This window comes from Candidatus Thiodiazotropha sp. LNASS1, from assembly GCF_964212655.1.
In the GTDB taxonomy this organism is placed as follows: Bacteria; Pseudomonadota; Gammaproteobacteria; order Chromatiales; family Chromatiaceae; genus Thiodiazotropha.
The window spans coordinates 1,886,477-1,908,913 of sequence record NZ_OZ156465.1 but is presented as its reverse complement, the minus strand read 5'-3'; the positions used below and the strand labels follow the sequence as shown (position 1 = coordinate 1,908,913).

At 53.7% G+C, this 22,437-nt stretch carries 18 protein-coding genes; 8 read left to right on the top strand and 10 right to left on the bottom strand.

Annotated elements, in window-relative coordinates; genetic code table 11:
* Window positions 1–40 precede the first annotated feature (40 nt).
* From AB8516_RS08300 to AB8516_RS08290, 3 genes are all read left to right on the top strand, one after another.
* Window positions 41–676 carry an AAA family ATPase gene (locus AB8516_RS08300; protein ID WP_108292788.1) on the top strand — a complete coding sequence of 212 codons (636 nt, stop codon included), beginning with the start codon at window positions 41–43 and terminating at the stop codon, window positions 674–676.
* A 68-nt stretch (window positions 677–744) separates the two neighbouring features.
* Entirely contained in the window at window positions 745–1,323 is a 579-nt protein-coding gene (locus AB8516_RS08295; protein ID WP_369159750.1) for a DUF302 domain-containing protein, read from the top strand.
* Between the two features lie 290 nt (window positions 1,324–1,613).
* Window positions 1,614–2,048 carry a hypothetical protein gene (locus AB8516_RS08290; RefSeq protein WP_154723171.1) on the top strand — a complete coding sequence of 145 codons (435 nt, stop codon included), beginning with the start codon at window positions 1,614–1,616 and terminating at the stop codon, window positions 2,046–2,048.
* Window positions 2,049–2,180: 132 nt separating this feature from the next.
* Here the strand turns inward: AB8516_RS08290 and AB8516_RS08285 are convergent, their stop codons facing one another.
* The 5 genes from AB8516_RS08285 to AB8516_RS08265 all read right to left on the bottom strand — a co-directional run bounded on the left by AB8516_RS08285 (window position 2,181) and on the right by AB8516_RS08265 (window position 10,379).
* On the bottom strand, window positions 2,181–4,268 hold the full coding sequence (locus AB8516_RS08285; protein ID WP_369159748.1) for an EAL domain-containing protein: 2,088 nt from the start codon (window positions 4,266–4,268) through the stop codon (window positions 2,181–2,183).
* A gap of 32 nt (window positions 4,269–4,300) precedes the next feature.
* A complete protein-coding gene (gene aroG / locus AB8516_RS08280) occupies window positions 4,301–5,365 on the bottom strand; it encodes a 3-deoxy-7-phosphoheptulonate synthase AroG (protein ID WP_369159746.1) in 1,065 nt (354 codons plus the stop codon).
* Between the two features lie 173 nt (window positions 5,366–5,538).
* A complete protein-coding gene (locus AB8516_RS08275; RefSeq protein WP_369159744.1) occupies window positions 5,539–7,773 on the bottom strand; it encodes a nitric oxide reductase activation protein NorD in 2,235 nt (744 codons plus the stop codon).
* A 210-nt stretch (window positions 7,774–7,983) separates the two neighbouring features.
* Window positions 7,984–8,790, bottom strand: coding sequence for a CbbQ/NirQ/NorQ/GpvN family protein (locus tag AB8516_RS08270; RefSeq protein ID WP_369159742.1), 807 nt, complete (start codon window positions 8,788–8,790; stop codon window positions 7,984–7,986).
* A gap of 203 nt (window positions 8,791–8,993) precedes the next feature.
* Window positions 8,994–10,379 (bottom strand): ribulose-bisphosphate carboxylase, encoded by a 1,386-nt coding sequence (locus AB8516_RS08265; protein WP_108292772.1) that lies wholly within the window; start codon window positions 10,377–10,379, stop codon window positions 8,994–8,996.
* A 395-nt stretch (window positions 10,380–10,774) separates the two neighbouring features.
* On the opposite strand from AB8516_RS08265, the gene AB8516_RS08260 reads away from it, so the two are divergent.
* Complete coding sequence (locus AB8516_RS08260; RefSeq protein WP_108292770.1) at window positions 10,775–11,077, top strand: hypothetical protein; 303 nt, start codon at window positions 10,775–10,777, stop codon at window positions 11,075–11,077.
* A gap of 8 nt (window positions 11,078–11,085) precedes the next feature.
* Window positions 11,086–11,535 carry a hypothetical protein gene (locus AB8516_RS08255; protein WP_369159739.1) on the top strand — a complete coding sequence of 150 codons (450 nt, stop codon included), beginning with the start codon at window positions 11,086–11,088 and terminating at the stop codon, window positions 11,533–11,535.
* 277 nt (window positions 11,536–11,812) lie between these two features.
* Here the strand turns inward: AB8516_RS08255 and AB8516_RS08250 are convergent, their stop codons facing one another.
* The 4 genes from AB8516_RS08250 to AB8516_RS08235 all read right to left on the bottom strand — a co-directional run bounded on the left by AB8516_RS08250 (window position 11,813) and on the right by AB8516_RS08235 (window position 17,277).
* Entirely contained in the window at window positions 11,813–14,194 is a 2,382-nt protein-coding gene (locus AB8516_RS08250) for a nitric oxide reductase activation protein NorD (protein ID WP_108292766.1), read from the bottom strand.
* A gap of 220 nt (window positions 14,195–14,414) precedes the next feature.
* On the bottom strand, window positions 14,415–15,221 hold the full coding sequence (locus AB8516_RS08245) for a CbbQ/NirQ/NorQ/GpvN family protein (protein ID WP_369159737.1): 807 nt from the start codon (window positions 15,219–15,221) through the stop codon (window positions 14,415–14,417).
* A gap of 201 nt (window positions 15,222–15,422) precedes the next feature.
* Window positions 15,423–15,779 carry a ribulose bisphosphate carboxylase small subunit gene (locus AB8516_RS08240; protein ID WP_108292762.1) on the bottom strand — a complete coding sequence of 119 codons (357 nt, stop codon included), beginning with the start codon at window positions 15,777–15,779 and terminating at the stop codon, window positions 15,423–15,425.
* A gap of 79 nt (window positions 15,780–15,858) precedes the next feature.
* A complete protein-coding gene (locus AB8516_RS08235; RefSeq protein WP_369159734.1) occupies window positions 15,859–17,277 on the bottom strand; it encodes a form I ribulose bisphosphate carboxylase large subunit in 1,419 nt (472 codons plus the stop codon).
* 304 nt (window positions 17,278–17,581) lie between these two features.
* Here AB8516_RS08235 and AB8516_RS08230 point away from each other — a divergent pair, with 304 nt between their 5' ends.
* The 3 genes from AB8516_RS08230 (at window position 17,582) to gloB (ending at window position 21,455) form a co-directional block, all read left to right on the top strand.
* Window positions 17,582–18,490: a LysR family transcriptional regulator gene (locus AB8516_RS08230; RefSeq protein WP_108292758.1), complete on the top strand. Its 909-nt coding sequence runs from the start codon at window positions 17,582–17,584 to the stop codon at window positions 18,488–18,490.
* Window positions 18,491–18,704: 214 nt separating this feature from the next.
* Window positions 18,705–20,633, top strand: a complete 1,929-nt coding sequence (gene dxs, locus AB8516_RS08225; RefSeq protein WP_369159732.1) for a 1-deoxy-D-xylulose-5-phosphate synthase — start codon at window positions 18,705–18,707, stop codon at window positions 20,631–20,633.
* 42 nt (window positions 20,634–20,675) lie between these two features.
* A complete protein-coding gene (gloB, locus tag AB8516_RS08220) occupies window positions 20,676–21,455 on the top strand; it encodes a hydroxyacylglutathione hydrolase (protein WP_369159730.1) in 780 nt (259 codons plus the stop codon).
* Between the two features lie 91 nt (window positions 21,456–21,546).
* On the opposite strand, the gene AB8516_RS08215 is transcribed toward gloB, so the two are convergent.
* On the bottom strand, window positions 21,547–22,419 hold the full coding sequence (locus AB8516_RS08215) for a phosphoribulokinase (RefSeq protein ID WP_369159728.1): 873 nt from the start codon (window positions 22,417–22,419) through the stop codon (window positions 21,547–21,549).
* Window positions 22,420–22,437 lie beyond the last annotated feature (18 nt).

The following is a 22,437-nucleotide window of genomic DNA, read 5'->3' as shown; positions in this document are numbered from 1 at the left end:
AGCGCACAAACTTGACCGAAAATATAATAAAGGGGAGTGTATGATAACAGTAATCGGTAGTCTGAAAGGGGGATCCGGCAAAAGCACGGTGACCTTCAATCTGGCTGTCTGGTTGGAAATGGCAGAGGCTGAAGTACTGGTCATAGACGCCGATCCGCAGGCGACCTTGAGTGATGTATCCGAGGTTCGGACAGAGGAGGGATATGAACCCTATCTGAATATTAAGAATGCATCAGCATTGTCCAGAAAGAAACTCGCGGGTTATGATGAAGTACTGATAGATGTCGGTACTTCCGATATCGATTCGATGAAATTGGCATTGGCGCTGGCTGATCGGGTAGTGATTCCAGTACCCCCTTCCCAGGCCGATATCTGGTCGACTCAGCGGTTTATCAATTTTCTCGATGAGGCTGTGGATGGTGATCGTCCTGATTTGTTGGCATTCATCAACCGGGCCGATACCCACCATGCGATCAGGGAATCCGATGAAGCTGCTGCAGCTCTGGTATCTCTGTCGGATGTGGATTATATAAAATACCGCCTCTGTCAAAGAACGGTTTTTCGCAGATCTTTCAGTGAGGGTCTGGCTGTATATGAACTGGACCCGAGAGGAAAAGGCAGTAAAGAGTTCTATGCACTGACAGCAGCGTTGTATCCCAAGTACATCAGCCAATAAGTGTGCATTAGCGCTGTGTCGTTTGGGATTCTCAAAACTATATTATTGGTTGTTCGTTGGAGAGAGAGATGGGGATGATAAAAAATCTGTTCGCCTTGATTGGGCTTTTGGTGGTCATGGGCGCGGCTGCCATCTATGTGAAGTATAACGAGGAGTTTCAAGAATTCGATCCTGAAGCGGGTAATATGTTCATGGAATTTGCACAGGCTACCATGTCTACCAAGAATGTGGCTGAAGCGAGCATCTGGAAGATTCCGGTGGCGGAAGATCTCACCTGGGAGGATGTGGAAGAGACCATGAAATTTGTCGCCAATGAGCACAATATGTCGAATGTAGGTGAGCTTCCACTATATAAGGATATTGAGGCAAAGAGTGGTGAGAAATATCGCTTCGTGAAGATCTATCTGTTCTGTAATTCATTGATTGCGGCTAATATGCTCGATTATTCTGACGCCTATTCGGCTTATCTGCCATGCAGAATCACCTTGATCGAGGATCAACAGGGAAAGCTCTGGCTGACTGCACTGAACATGGACATGATGATCTATGGTGGGAAGCCCCTGCCACCTGAACTCAAGGAGGAGGCCTTACAGGTCAAGGATTATATCCTGGACATCATGAATCGGGGTGCGACAGGAGAGTTCTAAACCATAATAAAACTATGGTAATAGGCTAACTAATTGTAATGAAAATTAAAAACCGGGCCAGTGCCCGGTTTTTTTATGCCTGTTATGAGCTGATATGGTTTCATTTCTATTAGCGTATCAACACACTTTGATTGTGATAAACGATTGCTATGCTACTATTCGTTATGACCAGAATCATAGAATTAGTATTAGGTCGAGATAGTATGTTTGAAAAAGACGACAACAAACCCCTGAATGATCAGGTAGAGGATAGGGGTGCTGAGGCAGACAGCAGGGACACTCAGGACTCGATGGATCGCCTGTCAATGGCGTTCGAAACCAGCGCACGCCGCTGGGAACTGATCGTCTATCCTTCTCTTTTTGCATTTATATTGCTGGCGGCATATGGATTCTATTTGATCTTCAGTCTCGCCAAGGATATCCATTTCCTGGCCCTGAGCGTAGACTCCAATATGAATATCATGTCGAGCAATCTCATGACCATGACCGACAGTGTCGGCCAACTCTCAGCCAATGTGCGTACCATGGCGGTCAGTGTGGAATCGATGGCCCAGGATGTCAGAACCCTGGAGCCCATGCTCACAAGTATGGATTCCATGGAAGAGTCCATTAAGACGATGACCCACGCAACCTATAACATTCAACGGGACATGCATTCGATGAACTACAATATTCATGATGCATCCCGGCCGATGACATTCTGGAACTCATTTATGCCTTGGTAACTGCTATCTTGGTCGGTTCCGTTTCTGGCCGGCTTCTTTAGTCATGATACGCAATATTGGCGGGCGAGCGGGTAATGTCTAGGGGGGCACAGTGGCATCTCAATTTTTTGCCCCATTCCGCAAGGGTCAACCTCAATCAGTATGGAAATCGTAATCGATGGATGCTGAAGGCTCTTGGATAAAATAACCGCGAATATAGTTGACGCCGATTGACCAAAGAATGGCCAGACTGCTGGCATCCTCCACACCTGATGCAATGGTCTTGATATTTTGTGCCTGTATCACTTCATTGAGATGATTCAAGGCATCCTGCTTGTCTTGATTTTCGAACAGATCGGAGAGGAAATAGCTGTGAAATTGAATGAAATCCAGGGGGAAACTATTGAGAATGGCTTCGGGCTTTTTCGCTAAGCCGAAATGACCCAAGCAGGTTTTACATTTAATCTTTTTCAATCCTTCAGCCAGTTTCTGCAGTTGATGCAGGTGTGATCGGGCCTCATCGTCATCGAACTGAAAGGTGACCCAGGAGCCTTTGGCTTCGTAATCCCGCAGGCAATCGCAAATGAACAGCAACAAGGTGTCATCTTCCAGCGTTGCGCCGGAAACACTGATCAGGAAATTGATTTTTTTACCTTGTTTACGCTGTGTCGCGAGTTCATCGATGGCATGGCGAATGACCCAACGATCCAATTCCGGCATTCTGTTCAGTGATTTGACCTGGTTGAGAAAATGCTCGGGTTGGATCTCCTCCTTGCTTTCATCAATCAGGCGGACTGTGATCGCATAGTTCTCCCTGGTATCGCCATGTAGGCTGACAATGGGTTGATACGCCAATTGAAACTGATTGTTTTCGAAGGCATAGCGAATCAGATTGCTGAGATTGGCCTCACTGGCTGTAGTTTGCGCGTCTTCCGGAATTTGGCTGTCGGTGATATAGAAATCGTTACCGCCATTGGAACGGGCGTGCTCACAGGCATGGTAGGCTTGGGTAATAAAATCGTGGCCGCTGAGTACATCATCGGATGAGAAAACCACACCAATGCTGCAGCTTGGATTGATGTCGCTGTCGCTTTCCTGAAAGGTATGAGAGGCTACGGTGTCACAGATTTTACGGGCTTTCTCTTCAGTAGCCGCCAACTCCTGCTTGGCAGTGAGAATGGTGAAGGTATGATCGCCAAAACGCGCAAGAAGATCGTTTTTAGAGACAATTTTACGAATCTCTCCCGCAATCTCCAGCAGCAGCGCATCGCTCTTTTTGATACCGGTTTTACTGCGGATTTCGGTGAAATTGTCCAGAGTGATGTAAAGCAGCGTCTGTGGGTTTTGACCGCGATCAAAGTGATGTTTGGCTTCTTCGTCCAGTTGGCCAATGAAATATTGGCGGTTGTAGAGACCCGTCTGTACATCTTGGGTACTGAGCAGGCGCAGCTTTTCCTCGACTTCCCTGGAGATCGATTGATCGCGGATGATGACCTGTGTACATGCTTCACCATCTATACTGGCGGGCGTGAAATGGAGCTCTGCGCTGAATTCGGTGCCGTTGTCGCGAACGCACGTGGTTTTCACCTCACTTGAATAGTCGCTATCGGCACTCAGTTTGCGTAGCAGTTTTTTAAACGTCTGATGTTCGGCGGATGCAATCATATCCAGTATGGGGAGCCCCTCGATTTCATCCTCCCCGGCGAGCCCAAATAGTTCTAAATAGGCGCGGTTTGCAGTGACATGCATGCCTTCATGTACATAAGCGATGGCATCTCTAGAGCTTTCCGTAAGCGCATCACAGCGCTCCTCGGCTTCTTCAAGCTGGCGCTCCAGCCGCTGCAAGCGGCGCATGCCACCGAGATGCTTGTGTTCGCGAAGAATTACCTGCACAAGATGCGGATGATTTTTTCGTTGCACCAGGTCTGTGACGCCCAGCCGCATCAGATCCAGCTGCAGCTCTTCATCGGGCGTGTCACATACGGCGACAACGGGAATGATAGGATTGATAGCGCCAATGATGGCAAATAGCTGTGTTGTGTCCAGCGCTTCGTTTTCTATTGTGTAGATCAACAGATCCAGTGATCTTTTCTCTTTCAGTGCTGAGCCCAGCTGATCGGCATCATGTTCGATGCGCGTGGCGTGTGCCGGGTTGCCATTGTTACGCAAGGCATCTAGATAGGCCTCAACTTCAGGTGTGGTGTTACCTAATACCAATAACTCAATTGCTTCTTCAGGCATCTGGAATCATCCGATTTCTCTTCTTTATGGCATCAAGCCGCTGCAACGAATTCACGCCGTTGTCTGACGGCATCGGCCAAGGTTTCCAATAGTGGCTCACTGTTTTCCCAACTGATACAGGCGTCCGTAATACTCTGGCCATAGGCCAGGGTCTCACCCTCTATTCTGTCCTGTCTACCCTCGATCAGGAAACTTTCGATCATGGCTCCCATGATACGTTGGTCTCCCCGTGCAATCTGGCTGGCCACATCGCGTCCGACGAGGAGTTGTCGGGGATGTTGCTTGCGGCTGTTGGCATGGCTGAAATCGATCATCACCCTGGGTTTCAGACCATTGCTTTCCATCTCCTCCGCTGCAATGTTGATACTCTCTGAGTCATAGTTGGGACGGCTGCCGCCTCTAAGAATAACGTGGCAATCCTGGTTACCATGTGTTGAGAAGATAGCGGACCTGCCCTCCTTGGTGACAGACAGGAAATGGTGCGGGCGGGAGGATGAACGAATTGCATCGAGAGCGACCCGCATACTGCCATTGGTTGCGTTCTTGAATCCCACCGGACATGAGAGGCCTGATGCGAGTTCACGGTGGGCCTGGCTTTCGGTTGTGCGGGCGCCAATTGCACCCCAGCTGATCAGGTCGGCGATATATTGCGGACTGATCAGGTCCAGGTATTCCGTACCGGCTGGAATCCCCAGATTATTGATATCCAGAAGGAGTTTTCTGGCCAGGCGCAAACCCGAATTGATCTCGAATCTGTCATCAAGGGTCGGATCGTTGATCAATCCCTTCCAGCCGACGGTAGTCCTGGGTTTTTCAAAATAAACGCGCATCACCACTTCAAGATCATCCTTCAGCCGTTCACGCACCGGCTGTAAACGCTGGGCATACTCCATGGCGGCTTCGGGGTCATGTACCGAACAGGGCCCGATAATAACCAGTAGTCGGTCATCTTCGTCATGCAAAATGTGATGTATCCGCTGCCGTGTCGAATACACAGTATCGGCCGCCTTTTCCGTGATGGGAAGTTCTTGATGAATCTGAGCGGGGGGGCTCAGTTCTTTGATTGCCTTGATGCGGAGATCGTCTGTCTGTTTCATGCGTTGATGCTTAAATGCAGATCAAATAAACAAGTAATTATACATGCATAGGATGAATCGGCGATAAATGATCTGTCGCATTTTGATAATCTGCGAAAGACAGCATAAAAGGTGTAGTTAATGCATGGTTTTTGGCAAGGGATATCCGATGCGGGGAGTGATCTGCATTTAAGCTATTTTGTCAAGGCCATGAACAATCTTGGTAACTGCTCCGGTAACCGCTCGATCCGGTCGATGATCGTGAATTGGTGACCAAAAATATCTCTCACGTAGTCATCGGCATGGGGATCAAGGTTGATGCAGTAGGTATAGATGCCCTCCTGTTCCGCTTCCAATACGGCCTTGCGGCTGTCCTCGATAAGCAGGCGGTCATCGTGGACATCGATATCGGCGGGTTCCCCATCGGTTAGTATCAGCATCAGCTTCTTGTCTGCCTGCCTGGCGCCCAGATAGTGTGAGGCATGGCGGATGGCGGCCCCCATGCGGGTTGACCAGCCTGCCTGCATGGCGGCCAGGCGCCCTTTGACCGCGTCGTTCCAGTGTTCGGCATATCCTTTGATGTGCTGGTATCGTACCTCATGCCGGGTGTTGGATGAGAAACCGGCGATTGCGAAGCTGTCACCCAGCTGTTCGATAGCCCAGCCCAACAGGGAGACCGCCTCCTGGCTGAGCTGCAGTATCGATTGCTGGCAGCCCTCGGGGATCTGATCCACAGACTCGGAGAGGTCGATCAGCAGCATTACCGCAATATCCCGCCCATCGTTGCGATGACTCATATTGATCCGCGGATCGGGATTGTGGCCGCTCTTGTATTCGATTAACGACCGGATCGCCACGTCGAGATCGAGTTCGCTACCCTCCTCCTGGTAGCGTATACGCACGTACTGTTGCGGTTTGAGCAGATCCAGCAGGCGTTTCAGCTGTTTCGCCATGGTCTGGTGCTTTTGCAGCAGGGCATCGATAAAACCGGCATCTCCCTGGGGATGGAGGCTCTCATACAGACTTACCCAGTCCGGGTTGTAGGTCTTGCTCTTGTAGTCCCACTCCGGGTAGTGGCGGGGTGGCAGGCCCTCAACCTCCTCGTCCGATGTTTTGCGCTTTTGCTCCGCATCGAACATCTCTTCCTCATCACCCTCTTCAATGAAGATCCACATGTGGCGGTTGTCGTCACGGTAGCTCACTTCGGTGTCCGTGAAATAGACATTGGCGGAGAGATCCGCCTGACGGCGGGTGCGGGCGATATAGGAGATGGCAAGCCCGGCCATCTCCTGAGTGCTCGATACACTGCCGGTCAGCGCTGAACTGAAGCGGTCCAGAAACTCCAGCAGGTCGGGATTGGTGTAGCCGTGATCCGGATTCAGGGCAGCGTAGGAGAACATCGCCAACCGGTGGCGGATGCAGGACTCTTTTTCCGGATCACAGTCTTCCTCGCCGGGTGCGGGATGCAGTTTCAGGAGGGTATTGCGCAAACCGGGATACTCCCGGGTGACGAGCAGATCGACCCTGGCATCCTCGAAGGTCTCGATGGCGACACGCTGAAAGGGGCTGTAATTGTCCGCGACCACATGACCGGTCCAGCGTTTGTGGCCGGCGACATGTGCCAACAGCGCACGGTAGCGGTCGATACCGGTGACACCGTGAAAATCGTCATACACATCGGGTATGCGTACCCCCAGTGAGTCGTAGTAGGGCATGGGTTTGCGCAGTTCGTCGAAGCCTTCCGAGTAGGGGACGAAGTGGTCCTTGGTGCGCCACAGGGATTTCAGGTAGAGATCGAGTTTGCGTTCGTGGTCGGCGAACAGGGTCCCGTGCCGCTCACGCTGCAGGATAGCCCGGCTGTCGGCGGACTGCAGGCTGAAGTAGTCGATCTGGCGCTGTGGGTGGGTACGGTAGTTGCGGATCCCGTAGTCGACCCAGTTACGCAATCCCTCGCAGGATAGCTGGCTCAGCAGATAGGGGGTTTTTTTCAACAGATCCGGCAGGGAAGGACTGGGTATGGTGGTATGAAAACCGTGAATGGAACCGGATGTCTGCTCCATCATTTCCAGCAACAGATTGATAAAGCGCTCCATCAGTTCCGCGCTGCCCAGCCTGCGGCTCGCCTCGGGCAGCATCTGCAGAAAAGGGAGTATCGCCTTGCCGTTGGGACTGCGTGAGATCTTCCATACGGTTTGCGAGATCTTGGAAATAACCGCCTCACCCACCCTGGCTGCGATCTCCGGCATCTCTTCGAGGAACACGATGACCGGTTCCACGCCACGGCCGATTTTGCAGGTCAGGGAGGCCCCTTCCAGATAGGCGTCAACCCCCGCGTCGCTCATGTGGCGACGGGCGTTGGCCAGGCAATCGTCGAAGACCGGGTCGATCTCCCGGAAGCCGCAGTTGAGTTGCTCTCGCTCTTGTGTCATTGGGCTTGAATATACCGTTTATAAGATGGCCGCAAATGAACGCGAATGGTTGCAAATGTACATATCATTTTGGCTACTTGGGAAAGACGGCCTCGATGCAGCAAGCCGTGCCCTTCGCTTCGATCATGGGTGTGATGTGGCTTGCCGCACCATATACCCATTCGCGTCAATTTACGGTGATTCGCGTTCATTTGCGGCTTGTAATAAGCCCTATCCAAAAACAGCCTCAATCGCATGATCGAGGGTTGCGACAATGTCCTTGTCGTCAGTGATCGGTCTGACCAGGGCCATGCGGCAGGCAGCCCGGGGTTTGATGCCACGCTTTACCAGTCTCGCGGCATAGACCAGCAACCGGGTCGAGATGCCTTCGTCCAGACCGTGTCCCTTCAGGTTGCGTGCTGTCTCACCGATCTTCACCAGCTTTGCGGCTGTGTCTTCGTCGATACCGGTCTCCTTGGCGATAATCGAGGCCTCCAGGGCTGATGGTGCATAATCGAAATCGAGTGCAGAGAAGCGCTGTTTGGTTGACTGTTTGAGATCCTTCATCAAACTCTGATAGCCCGGGTTATAGGAGATCACCAGTTGGAAATTCTCATGGGCGTCCAACACCTCGCCCTTTTTGTCGAGAGGCAGGGTGCGCCGATGATCTGTCAGGGGGTGGATCACAACGGTGGTGTCCTGTCTGGCCTCCACCACCTCATCGAGATAGCAGATGGCGCCGATGCGTGCGGCTACAGTCAGTGGCCCATCCAGCCAGCGTGTGCCTTCGGAGTCCAACAGGTAGCGACCGACAAGGTCCGATGCGGTCATGTCCTCGTTACAGGCCACCGTGATAAGGGGTTTGCCAAGCCGCCAGGCCATGTGTTCTACGAAGCGTGACTTTCCGCAACCGGTCGGTCCCTTTATCATCACCGGGAGTCTTTCGGCGTAGGCAGCCTCATAGAGCTCGATCTCATCTTCCTGAGGTTGGTAGTAGGGTTCCTGTTTGACCAGGTATTGCTCGGTGTCGGCACTCATGGTGACTCCAGATTCAAAGAAGTAAGGCAGATGATCTCCGCGATATTCTACTTAATAAATTAGGGTTATTCCTGTACTAGATCAAATGGTGCGGTTCAACCCCACCTATTCTACTTTGTGCTTATTTTGTTTAATCAAACCGCTGGCGAAAAAAAGCCCCCTTGCGGGGGCTTAGAAATACCAGTTGACTCACCGGGCAGTGCTTATTTGTGCACACCCAGCTTTTCGCGCCAACCTGGGAAGATCGCATCCGCGTCGTGCGGGAAGGATTCGAAAGCGCGTGCGAACTCTTTGTGCTCCTTGGCCCACTCGATGGGATCTGCGCCGGCCTTCCAGCACTCATAGGCCTGACGCAGGGAGGTGGCACCGGCAGCCGGACTGTCGATGTGGCCATAGGAGCCGCCGCCGGCGGTGTTGATCACGTTGCCGTGGCCCAGGTTCTCGAAAAAGCCTGGCAGGCGCAGGGCGTTCATACCGCCGGAGATGATCGGGGTGGTGGGTTTCATGCCGTACCATTTCTGGTTGTAGGCGGGACCCTGGTACTCGTCACGCTCGATGATGTAGGCAATGTTGCGGTCGTCTTTGGACCCCTCCATCTTGCCGTAACCCATGGTGCCGACGTGGATACCGGAGGCACCCTGCAGACGGGACATCTTGGCCAGCACGTAGGCGGTGTAGCCGCGTTTGGAGCTGGGGGAGGTGACTGCGCCGTGACCGGCACGGTGGTAGTGCAGGTACTGACCGGGGAAGTAGCGGCGGGCGGTGGTGACCATGCCCGGGCCGCCCACGTAGCCGTCGACCAGGAAAGCGACCTTGTCGGCGTCTGGGCCGAAGGCATCGAGGATGAATTCGCCGCGGGCGATCATCTCGGCGTGGTCGTCGGCGGTGATGTTGGCGGAGAAGAGCTTGGCCTCGCCGGTTTCGTCCATGGCGCGCTTCATGGCGTCGTAGACCAGGGGGTAGACCTTTTTCGAGGGACAGAAGACCTGGTTGCCCTGGGGCTCGTCGTTCTTGATGAAGTCGCCGCCCAGCCAGAACTGGTAGGCCGCTTCTGCGAAAGGTTCGGGGCGCAGGCCCAGCTTGGGCTTGATGATGGTACCGGCGATGTAACCGCCATCGACCACCGGGCGACCCAGCATGCGCCACAGGTCGGAGATATCCTTGGCCGGACCGTCGAACAACTGGATGGCGCGGGGCGGCATGAAGAAGTCGTACATCTTGGCGTACTCGCAGTCGCCCATGCCCTGGTTGTTGCCGATGGTCAGGGTCAGGAAGGAGACCAGCATCATACGGCCGTCGATCATGTTACGGTCGAACAGATCGATCGGGTAGGCGATGCGCATCTCCTCGGTGGCTTCGTCGATGTGGTAGACCAGCGCGTCCACACCCTTGGTGAAGTCGTCGGTAGTGCAGACCTCGACGTTGGTGCCGGTGGAGGACTCGGCGGCGAAGTGGGAGGCCACCTCGAGGAAGCCATAGCCGGAGGCGGGCTTCATTTTATAGGCGCACAGAATGTGCTGTCCGCCGGCAATGAGATCCTCTTCTTTCAGGCTGAGGTCCGAGTAACGGGATGATTGGTCTAAAGCCATTGGTCTACTCCAATTTTAGAATCTGTCAGTTTGAGAGGATTTACCTCTTTAAACCACAAGTCATATGTGGAATTGTAAGCAAACCTTACAATTATTGGGTTTATAAGTAAACCTAAAATATTCTTATGTAAACAATAATAAAATGCTTATGATTTGAGGTTTGAGCGATAGGCTTGTGAATCTGTTGCATCGACGATCAGTCGTGGATATGACCATAGACGCGAAAAACAGCTAAATCCAATCGGATCGTAAGCCAGGTTGTAAGGTTCCTTTCTTGTGTCAACGTGTGTTTATAGCGTTGAAACAGAACCGGTATAATAATATTTAATAGAACAAATTCAGCCTGAAATAGGCGATAATTCTCAGCAACTAGCAACAAGAGCACGTTATAAAAAATGGCAGAAAAGCGATACCAGGGTATAGATAAGGATCCCACCGGCGCCATGAATCCAACCGGCAATGTCATTCGCGATGCCTGGGTGTTCGGCTTGATTCCCGAGACAGAGACCTGCGAAGGGTGGGCAGTACAGGGGATAGACGCCCTCTATGACAAAGTCACCAAAGAGTGGGATAAATATGGACATCTGGTATCGAATCTCCCGCCGGAGCTGGCGGAGAGACACAGTCGCATCTATCAGCAGGCGGTTATGGAAGCCAAGGCTAAAGGGTGGGACCCGGAACTGGGAGAAAATGACTGAGTCGTGGCATGAGTGAAATCTTCTTTCGTCCTGAGGAGCTTGCCTGTGAACGCCTGACCATTCCGTCACCGATCTATAATCAGTGTCGGCTGATGCTGTCGCGTTGTCAGTACGAACATGTCTTCATCCCGGTGCGGACGATGCAGATCCAAGCGGTGATCGATGAGGATGAGGTGATCTTCGTCGACAATCAGGCCTACGCCGTTCGCGATGGCGAAGGGGGCAAACTGATCCGCCTGGCCTGGAAATTCCGCCGTGACCGGAGTAGGGACAGCCTTACCGAGCCGGCCCCCATCGATTTGATCTATTATGACGATCGGGCACGCGAGCTGCACACACGGTTGATCGGCGACTTCAAAAAGGCTCTCGATATCATGGAGGCACGCTTCAAAGAGAGTGGCTGTGAAGCGCGGGTGAAACGTGTACTGCCGTTTCCAAAACCACATCCCAAACAGTAAAAAGTCCACAAATGAACGCTAATAAGCGTAAATGGTTTTTCTTGAATTAATTCCAGTCAATATCTCAATTGCACTGGGTACGGCAAGCACCCTATGTATCTACAGTCTCGAAAGAGAAGGAATGTACAGATAAATAGCGGAATCTTACGTTCTGGGGTACCCAGTGAAACGTTCTACCCGACCTTCCTTGTCGGGTGTGAGTTTAAACACAAAAAAAGCAATTTTGCGTTTATTGGCGTTCATTTGCGGACAATAATCTGAAAAGCCTTGTGGATGACTATCCGGTCAGCGCAGCAAAGACACTCGGCAATCTCTCCGGTAGCCGCTCCACATTGTCCACGATTGAGTAGCCGTTCTCGCCAAATATTCTGGCAACATAACGATCCGCATTGGGATCCAGGGTCAGGCAATAGGTATAGACACCCTGCATGGCCAGGTCTTCCACCGCTTTCTTTGCGTCGTGGCGCAGATACTGGGGATCCCGTTCATCGATATCGGCCGGTTCGCCGTCGGTGACCAGTAACACAAGACGTTTCTGTGCGTTCTGCTGGGTCAGGTGCCAGCCGGCATGACGCAGGGCCGCACCCATACGGGTGGAGAGGCCGCCCTTCATGCCGGCCATCCGGGATTTTGCTTCGTCGTCATAGGACTGTTCGAAATCCTTGAAGCGGTAGTACTGCACATCGTGACGGCCGTCGGAGGCAAAGCCGTGTACGGCGAAGTTATCGCCGATGGAGTCGATAGCCCAGGAGAGCAGGCCGGCCGATTCGCGGGTCAGGTCCAGGATGCTGTCCTGGTCCTCGTAACCCTCTTCACCCTCTGCGATATCACCGATCTTCTCGTTGGTCGATTCGGAGAGGTCGAGCAGCAGCACGATCGAAAGGTCGCGGATATGGCGGGTGATGCGGATGTTGATCCGCGGATCCGGCATGACACCTCGACGGATATCGATCATCGCCCGTACTGCCGCATTAAGATCCAGCTCCTCACCTTCTTCGTAGCCCCGGCGACGCACGATACCCTGAGGTTGCAGTGCGTCAATCAGATGGCGGATACGCGAGGCGATTGGTTTGTGCTTGGTCAGGATCTCATCCATCATCTCGGGATCACCGACGCCCTGCTTGCGCTCGATGACAGTGGCCCAATCGGGACGAGCAAGCTGTACATGGTAATCCCATTCATTGTAGTGGTAGGGGTCGGAGACCGGCTCCACGCCCTCCATCTCGTTGTAACTGACTCCCATGTCTTCGTAGGGGAACAGCTCAGTGGATAGCACCAGGATTTCGTCCGGGTTGTCGTGGGTCATCTCCGAGTCGAGGTCGTTGACGAATTCCATCAGACTGACATAGCGGCGAACCGTCTTCTGCGAAGTCGGCAGGTAGTCGATACCCTGGGATTCGAACATGTTCTCTGAGAAATCCCAGAAATAGCGGTTGTCGTCGCGATATGGGATCGGCCACTCGGAGAGGATGCGCACACTGGGGATCTTGGCGATTTCAACGATTTTGTTGTAGAAGTCGACACCGGCCATCCAGGACAAGTGTGGATTGTAAGGGTCCTCTTCCAATTTGGTCACGAAATCATCGGCCACCTGATTGATGACATCAATCTCATCACGATAATCGCGATCCATGATGGCACGGGTGGTTCGCATCATCAGGTCCATGGTCTCGTGCGGCTTGCCGAAATCGTCGTTCTCACCCGGCTCGGATGTTAAGAACTGCAGCCAGAGTTTGCGCAGACCGGGAAATGTGCTGTAGGCAAGGTACTCGACACGGGCATCCTCGAACAGCTCGATCATACGCATCTGTGCCTGTGAGAGTTGCTCAGCGGAGATCGGTTCGCGGGTATAGACCATGTGCGCGGCGGCATGGGCTGCGGCTGCCCGGTAGACCTCCATGCCATCGATACCGCGGAATGGATCGAAGGCATCCGGCACGTGGATCTGAAAGTTTTCGATAAAGGGACGGATACCCTGGCGGGACTCGAAGTCGCCTGCAGTGGGGCGCATGAAAAAGGCTCGTGCCCAGAGTGCGCGCAAGTAGAAGTTGAGCTTGCGTTGATTGTCGATGAACAGGGTGCCGCGTCTCTCGGACTGGAGGATGGAGCGGGCCGACTCAGTCTGTAGGCCAAAGTAGGCCAGCTGACCGTCAAGGTCTCGTTGGTGCGCCTGTGCGCCCCACATGACCCAACGGCGAAGTCCGCCCAGGGTCAGTTTGGAGAGGAGCTCGTCCAGGTTCTCCATCATCGGGCGCAGGCCACGCGGGGCCTTGCCGGTCATCTGGTGCAACAGCTTGAGGAATCCGCGCATGACCTCAGCGTCGCCGAGGCGGGAGGCTGCAAGCGGCAGGTTGGCCACAATGAGTGTGATAACGCTGCCGGAGGTGTGTGAAGCCAATTTCATCATCGCCTCGACGATATCTGGGACGATGTCCTCACCCACTTCTTTGGCGACACCGGGCATTTCCTGTACGTAGGTCAGCACCAAGTCCTGGCCGCGACCCAGAGTACAGAAGGCACGCATACCTTCCAGGTAGTTTTGCAGGCCACGCGGAGACATGACCCGTTGTGCCTCATGGTAGGACGACTCAAGTGCTTCGAGGTGCTCGTGGTCGCCCTCATCGAGGCAGGTGATATATTCGGAAAAATCGACGCTCATGGTTCTCTCCGGACGCAGAGTCCGCGGAGGAGCGCAGAGGTCGTTGAACAAGCAGATGCTGCAGATGGGCGTCGATCAGTGCGTGCTGATTGCAAGGGGCTTTCTGCCCATGCGCCTATGCACTGGAAAGGCGCTCTTACAATTCGGTATGCGACACGAGCCATTGATTGAACCCTCTGCGTTGTCTGTGCTCCGTTACGCTCTCTGCGTCCCACGCGCATCAGAAGTAGGTATTGACCGCTGCACTCAGGGTGTCGCGCATATCCGGATCATCGGTTAGCGGGGTGACCAGGGCCATCTGGCACGCCGACATCGGGTCGATGCCCTTGGAAACCAGCTGTGCCGCGTACACCAGCAGTCGTGTAGACATGCCTTCATCCAGGCCATGGCCCTTGAGGTTGCGAGAACGTTGTGCGATTTGTACAAGCTTGTCGGCAGTTTCGGTGTCTACGCCGCCTTCATGCTGTACGATCTCGGTCTCGATATTGGTTTCCGGATAATCGAAGTCCATGCCTCCGAAACGTTGCTTGGTGGACTGTTTAAGGTCCTTCATCAACGATTGATAACCGGGGTTGTAGGATATTACAATCTGGAAATCAGGATGTGCCTTGACCAGTTCGCCCTTCTTTTCCAGCGGCAGTTCACGACGATGGTCGGTCAGCGGGTGAATGACCACCGTGGTGTCCTGACGGGCCTCGACGACTTCGTCAAGGTAGCAGATGGCGCCGATTCGCGCAGCGACGGTCAGCGGGCCGTCCTGCCACCTGGTGCCGTTGATGTCGAGCAGGAAACGTCCAACCAGATCGGAGGCAGTCATATCTTCGTTACAGGCAACGGTGATCAACGGCTTGTTTAGCTTGTACGCCATATATTCAACGAACCGCGATTTACCACAACCGGTAGGGCCCTTGAGCATCACCGGCATGCGCGCATCGTAGGCTGCTTGGTACATTTCGACCTCATTACCTACGGAGCGGTAGTAAGGCTCTTCCTGGATCAGATACTGGTCTGCGTTGATATCGCTCATGATTTCCTACCTTTTTGTAATCAGGTTGATAACCACCAGGATGCCGAAGGCACCGCGGGGTAATAGTTGAAAGCAGGTTTTCCGAAAACCTAACGTGGGGTTTTGGAAAACCAGCTGACTTTGATCAGTTGTTTAAAGAAAAAGCCCCGCCGCCCAGGTTTGGGGGGCGGGGCCCTTCGTCCATGGTCCTGAAATCAGACCTTAGACAGTTTCACCACGGTAGATAACCATTGATGCACCTGCGCACTGGGCATAGTTGTCCAGGCCCAGTAGGCGTACGTGGTTCTTCGGGTGAGCCTTGTGGCAAGCTTCACACTCAGCCAGGATAGCGTCGACGTCGGTTTCGCCGAACATGGGCAGTTTCCACATGTACCAGTAGCTGCCGCTGGCGTTCTCTGGCTCGGTGTGCTCGATAGATGGATTCCAGCCCTTGGATACGATGAACTCGATCTGGGTGCGGATCTGGTCTGCATTCATAGAAGGCAGGTAGGAGAAAGTCTCGAACTTGCGGCTCTCTGCGTTGCCAAGGCTTGACTTGTAGTCTTGCATTTCACTCATTGGTATATACCTCTAAATGTTCGAATTTGATTGAGTCGTTCATCCGGTGGTCGGGTACCGACCACCAGTGAACTGGTCATTACTTGTGAGAAACGTCCAGTTTGTCGACGGTGTCGAATTCGAACTTGATCTCTTTCCAGGTCTCCATGGCGGCCTTCAGCTCGGGGCTGGAAGCGGCAGCGTTGGTGAGGATGTCCTTACCTTCCTTCTCCAGCTCACGGCCCTGGTTACGAGCTTCAACACAGGCCTCAACTGCAACACGGTTTGCAGCTGCGCCAGCGGCGTTGCCCCACGGGTGACCCAGCGTACCGCCACCGAACTGGAGTACAGAGTCATCACCAAAGATGCTAACCAGTGCAGGCATGTGCCATACATGGATACCACCGGAAGCAACAGGCAGTACGCCGGGCATGGCGCCCCAGTCCTGATCGAAGAAGATACCGCGTGAGCGGTCTTCCTTGACGAAGGAGTCGCGCATGATGTCGATCCACCCCAGGGTCGCGTCACGGTCGCCTTCCAGCTTACCGACAACGGTACCGGAGTGCAGATGGTCGCCACCGGACAGACGCAGGATCTTGGTCAGTACGCGGAAGTGGATTCCGTGGTGAGGGTTACGGTCGAGTACGGCGTGCATGGCGCGGTGGATGTGCAGCAGCATGCCGTTGTCCTGACACCATTGCGCCAGCTGGGTGTTGGCTGACCAACCGCCGGTCAGGTAGTCGTGCATGATGATGGGAGCGCCGATCTCTTTGGCATACTCGGCTCGTTTCATCATCTCATCAGCGGTAGGCGCAGTTACGTTCAGGTAGTGACCTTTACGCTCACCGGTTTCGGCTTCGGCCTTCAGGATAGCTTCCATGACGAAATCGAAACGATGCTTCCAGCGCATGAACGGCTGGGAGTTGACGTTCTCGTCGTCCTTAGTGAAGTCCAGACCGCCACGCAGACCTTCGTAGCAGGCACGGCCGTAGTTCTTGGCGGACAGACCCAGCTTGGGTTTGATGGTGCAGCCCAGCAGCGGACGACCGTACTTGTTCAGCATGTCGCGCTCTACCTGGATGCCCTGGGGCGGACCATTACAGGTCATGACATAGGCCAGCGGGAAGCGGATGTCTTCCAGGCGCAGTGCACGCAGGGCCTTGAAGCCGAAAACGTTACCAACCAGGGAGGTCATCACGTTGACCACGGAACCTTCCTCGAACAGGTCGATCGGGTAGGCAACGAAGGCATAGAAGCAGGAGTCGTCGCCAGGTACGTCTTCGATGGCGTAGGCGCGGCCCTTGTAGTAATCCAGGTCGGTCAGCAGGTCGGTCCACACGGTGGTCCAGGTACCGGTGGAGGACTCAGCGGCAACAGCGGCTGCAACCTCTTCGCGCGGTACACCCGGCTGAGGGGTGACTTTGAAGCACGCCAGGATGTCAGTCTCCTTTGGTGTGTAATCGGGCATCCAGTATGTTTCGCGGTACTCTTTTACGCCCGCATCATATTTCTTGGCCATTTTAGCGATTCCTCCTGATTTAGGATTGCGTTGCCTTGAAATGCAGCCTCTGGAAATAAATATTTCCGTGCTGTCAGTGTAAAAAATCGTTCAGTAATTACCTCGTGTAAGGTGGAGCTAGTATAGGAAGGCAGGCGATTAAGTGAAGTCAGATCTTTTAATTAAAATCATAATATAATACTTATACCATATGAGATTTGTGGTATATTTACTGATATTTGGCTTCTTGTGAAAAATCGATATCGAGAGAGATCTCTGTGTGGGAGCCGGTTTTTGACCGATTGAGAAATGCGGGAGTGTATCCATGCATACAACACTGCGACAGATGCGAGTCTTCACCACCGTGGCCAGGCGCCTGAACTACACTCGGGCGGCTCAGGAGCTCCATCTCAGCCAACCGGCGGTATCGATGCAGGTCAAACAACTCGAGGAGTCGGTGGGTCTGCCGCTGTTTGAACATACCGGTAAAAAGATCCAGCTCACCGAGGCCGGCAGAGAGATGTACCAGTATGTGCGGACCATCTTCCAGACGTTTGAGGAGATGGAGGAGGTCCTGGATGCCATGAAGGGGCTGGATACCGGGCATATCAATATCGCCGTGGCGAGTACGGTCAACTATTTTGCTCCCCGATTGCTTGCGGCGTTCAGCCGTCAATATCCGGGTATCGATCTGAGCCTCGATGTCACCAACCGCGAACGGCTGATGGGCTTGCTCAAGGATAACGAGATCGATATCGTCCTCATGGGGCTTCCTCCGGAGGATATCGAGCTCGTGTACGAACCCTTCATGGAGAATCCGTTGGTGGTGATCGCACCACCGGGACATCCGTTGCAGCAAAAGAAGAAAATCCCGGCTGAGCGCCTGGCTGAGGAGGTCTTTATCATGCGCGAGGAGGGTTCGGGTACCCGGCTCGCCATGGAGCGGTTTTTTACCGAACAGTCGATACCCCTCAGTACCGGCATGCAGATGACCCGAAACGAGGCCATAAAGCAGGCGGTACGCGCCGGCATGGGGCTGGGCGTGGTCTCCAGCCATACCATTGAGCTGGAGGTGGAGACCGGTCGTCTGGTCGTACTCGATGTGGTGGGTTTCCCCCTGCAGCGCCACTGGTACATGGTCTATCGCAAGGGTAAAAGGCTCTCGCCGCCGGCAAAGGCCTTTCATGACTTTGTGCTGAAGGAGGCCCTGCAAATCAAAGAGGATCCTGTGTAAATCACCCGAGCTACTCGATTCCAGGCCTGTGGAAACCGATTGGCTCTAGGGCTGCGTGTTTTTACTGTCTGGGATAGGTAGTACGGATGGCGAGAAAGCTTCTCGCCCAACATGCACGGGGTTGCTGGTTGAGTTAGAATTAACTATTCAGCTCAACTGTTGTCATAGCTAACCATTCAGCATCAACTAATCACGCTTGTGAGGCCTGCAAACAATGGCAGATAAGGGCAATCCTGAACAGCGCCCGAACAGACTGGAAGCTTACCCGCTTCTCGGCAAGGTCAAGCTGCCGAGGGATTTACGCCAGTTGGATCAGCAAAAGCTCAGACCGCTGGCGAGCGAGATGCGGCGCTTTCTCATCGACTCCGTCTCACAGACAGGCGGCCATTTGGCAGCCGGACTTGGCGTAGTGGAATTGACGATCGCATTACACTACGTCTTCAACACACCCTACGACCGCCTGGTGTGGGATGTGGGACATCAGGCCTATCCTCACAAGATACTTACCGGAAGAGGGCGGCAGATGTGGAGTCTGCGGCAAAAAGGGGGTGTTTCGGGGTTTCCTAAACGCAGTGAAAGCGAATATGACAGCTTCGGCACCGGCCACTCCAGTACCTCTATCGGTGCGGCGCTTGGGATGGCCGTGGCAGCAAAACAGAAGGGTGAAAAGCGTAATGTCGTTGCAATTATCGGGGATGGCGCCATGGGCGCGGGGATGGCTTTCGAGGCCCTCAACCAGGCAGGTGCCCTGGATCAGGACCTGCTGGTAATCCTGAATGACAACGACATGTCGATTTCAAAGCCGGTTGGCGGTTTCAGCAACCATCTTGCACGCCTGCTCTCCGGCAAGGTTTACACCAGCATGCGCGAAGGCGGTAAATCGGCGTTGAGCCACCTACCTCATCAGGTGAGTGACCTTGTCGGCCGCTGGGAAGAGCATATGAAAGGGATGGTGATGCCGGGCACACTGTTCGAGGAGATGGGATTCAATTACATCGGACCGATTGACGGCCACGATTTCGAAACCCTGGTGGCGACACTGCGAAATATGCGCAACATGTCCGGGCCCAGGCTGCTGCATGTGGTGACCCAGAAAGGACGGGGTTATGTGCACGCGGAGAATGACCCCTGTGTCTACCATGGCGTCACACCATTCGATCCCGATACGGGCAAGATGGAGAAGCACAGCAAAAGCAAGACCTACACCCAGGTATTTGGCGACTGGCTGTGCGCCACCGCGAAGCAGGATGATCGACTGGTGGCAATCACACCGGCTATGTGTGAGGGATCGGGGATGATGCAATATGCCAACCAGTACCCTAAACGCTATTTCGATGTGGGGATCGCAGAACAGCATGCCCTGACTTTTGCTGCCGGTTTAGCCTGTGAAGGATTGAAGCCGGTGGTGGCAATCTACTCGACTTTTCTTCAGCGTGCCTACGATCAACTGATCCACGATGTGGCGTTACAGAATCTCGATGTGACACTGGCGGTGGATCGTGCAGGCCAGGTTGGCGCAGACGGAGCAACCCATGCGGGCAGCTTTGATTTGAGCTATGCGCGATCAATTCCGAATATGGTGATCATGGCTCCGGGAGATGAACAGGAGTGCAGTCGATTGTTACAGACGGCCTATGACTACCCTGGACCTGCCCTGGTGCGTTATCCACGGGGGAGTGGTCCGGGTGTCGAAGTGGAGACATCTCTACCAATCCGGTTACCGATAGGCGAGGGTGAAATCCGGCGCAACGGCAGTCATGTGGCAATCCTGGCGTTCGGTAGCCTGCTTTCAACAGCACAACAGGTTGCTGAACGTATCGACGCAACCCTGGCCAACATGCGGTTCATCAAGCCGCTGGACGAGAAGTTGATCGATCGACTGGCCAGCACACATCAGATCCTGGTTACCCTTGAAGAGAACGTTGTAATGGGTGGTGCCGGGTCTGCAGTGAATGAGTATCTGGCATCCTGTGGAAGCCCTGTAAGGGTTCTCAACCTAGGTTTGCCCGACCACTACCTGGATCATGCCAGTCATCAGGAGCAGTTGATCGAGGCCGGTCTCGATTTCGAGGCTATCCTCAGTGCCATCGAACGAGTCAACAGGGAGACGATACTGCAGGTTGTCCAGGGCCGATTGGATTAGTGTTTACAGGCCTAACCAAATCTTATGGTTGATGGGAATCCAATGATTGAGATCACTGGCGTTACTGCCTTCGAAGACAATTATATATGGATGGTAAAAAATCCCGCATCATCCCAAGTCGTCGCAGTGGATCCCGGAGACGAGACTCCGGTACTGTCCTGGTTGGAGCAGCAGGATTGCAATCTCAGCGCAATCCTTATCACACATCACCATTATGATCATGTTGGCGGCATCGCTGAACTGCGGGAGGCCTATCCTGACATCGAAGTCTATGGTCCGGCCAATGAGTCCATTCGGGGTGTGACCCATCCCCTCGAGGAGGGAGACAGGCCCCGTATCGCCGGTCTGAATGCAAACCTCCAGGTGTTGGAGGTACCGGGCCATACCCAGGGACATATCGCCTATTTTGGTGAAGGGGCACTGTTTTGCGGCGATACCCTGTTCACGGCTGGCTGCGGCCGGGTTTTCAGCGGCACTTTTGAGCAGTTATCGGATTCGCTGCAACGTATCGCAGCACTGCCGGGAGATACCAGCATCTATTGTGCCCATGAATATACCCTTGCCAATTTGGGTTTTGCAGCGTGGGTGGAGCCGGAGAATCCGGAACTGGCTATTCGAATCAAGCGAGCGCGGGAAAAACGGCAGGCGGGCATTCCAACTGTGCCTTCAGATCTTGCTGAGGAGTTAATGACGAATCCCTTCATGCGTACCTCGGTGCAATCGGTGGTAAAGGCTGCGGAACAGGCTTCAGGCCTTACCCTCTCCTCGCGCCGCGAGGTGTTTACCGCATTGCGCAGGTGGAAGGATACTGAGTACGACTAGCCGCGGTTCGCAAGGAATTATCTGGTTTCAGGGATTGAAGGATAAAGGGGGCCGCATAACCTAATGGCTATGCGGCCGCTCACTGGACAAGTTAAACGTTTCGGGCATCCATCATGCGTTCGATGATGGGTTGCAGGACAATCTCCATGGAAAAACCCATCTTGCCGCCGGGTACGACGATACTGTTGCGACGAGACATGAATGAGCCGTCGATCATCGACAGGAGATAGGGGAAGTCGATATCGAACTTCTTGGGATCGCTGAAACGGATGACGACGAAGCTCTCATCCGGCGTCGGAATGTCGCGGGCGATGAAAGGGTTTGAGGTATCGACCGTCGGCACCCGTTGGAAGTTGATGTCGGTGCGGGAGAACTGCGGTGTAATGTGGTTGATATAGTCAGGCATGCGACGCATGATTGTGTCGACGATTGCCTCTTCGCTGTAACCGCGCTCGGCATTATCGCGAAAAATCTTCTGGATCCATTCCAGGTTGACGATCGGAACCACGCCGACCCCCAAGTCCACATACTTGGCAACATCCACATTACCATCCACGACCATGCCGTGAAGGCCTTCATAAAATAGCAGGTCAGTACCCTCATCGAGGGTTTCCCAAGGGGTGAACTCACCAGGCTGCTGATCACAACCGAGTCGGGCATTGTGTTCGGCGGCCTCTTCCGGGCTATGCAGATAGTAGCGTTTTTGTCCGCCCCCGGTCTCCCCGTAGGTTTTAAACAGTTCGGCAATCTTGTCGAAATGGTTAGCTTCGGGACCAAAATGGCTCAAACCTTGTGCCATTTTTTCTCGCATTTCCACACGCGTGTACCGGTGGAAACTGTCGCCCTCTACCACCGCAGACTTGAAGCCGTCGCGATAGAAGATATGCTCGAAGGCGCGTTTGACAGTGGTTGTACCGGCGCCGGATGAGCCGGTTACTGCAACCACAGGATGCTTTTTAGACATAAGCTTCTCCCTTATCTA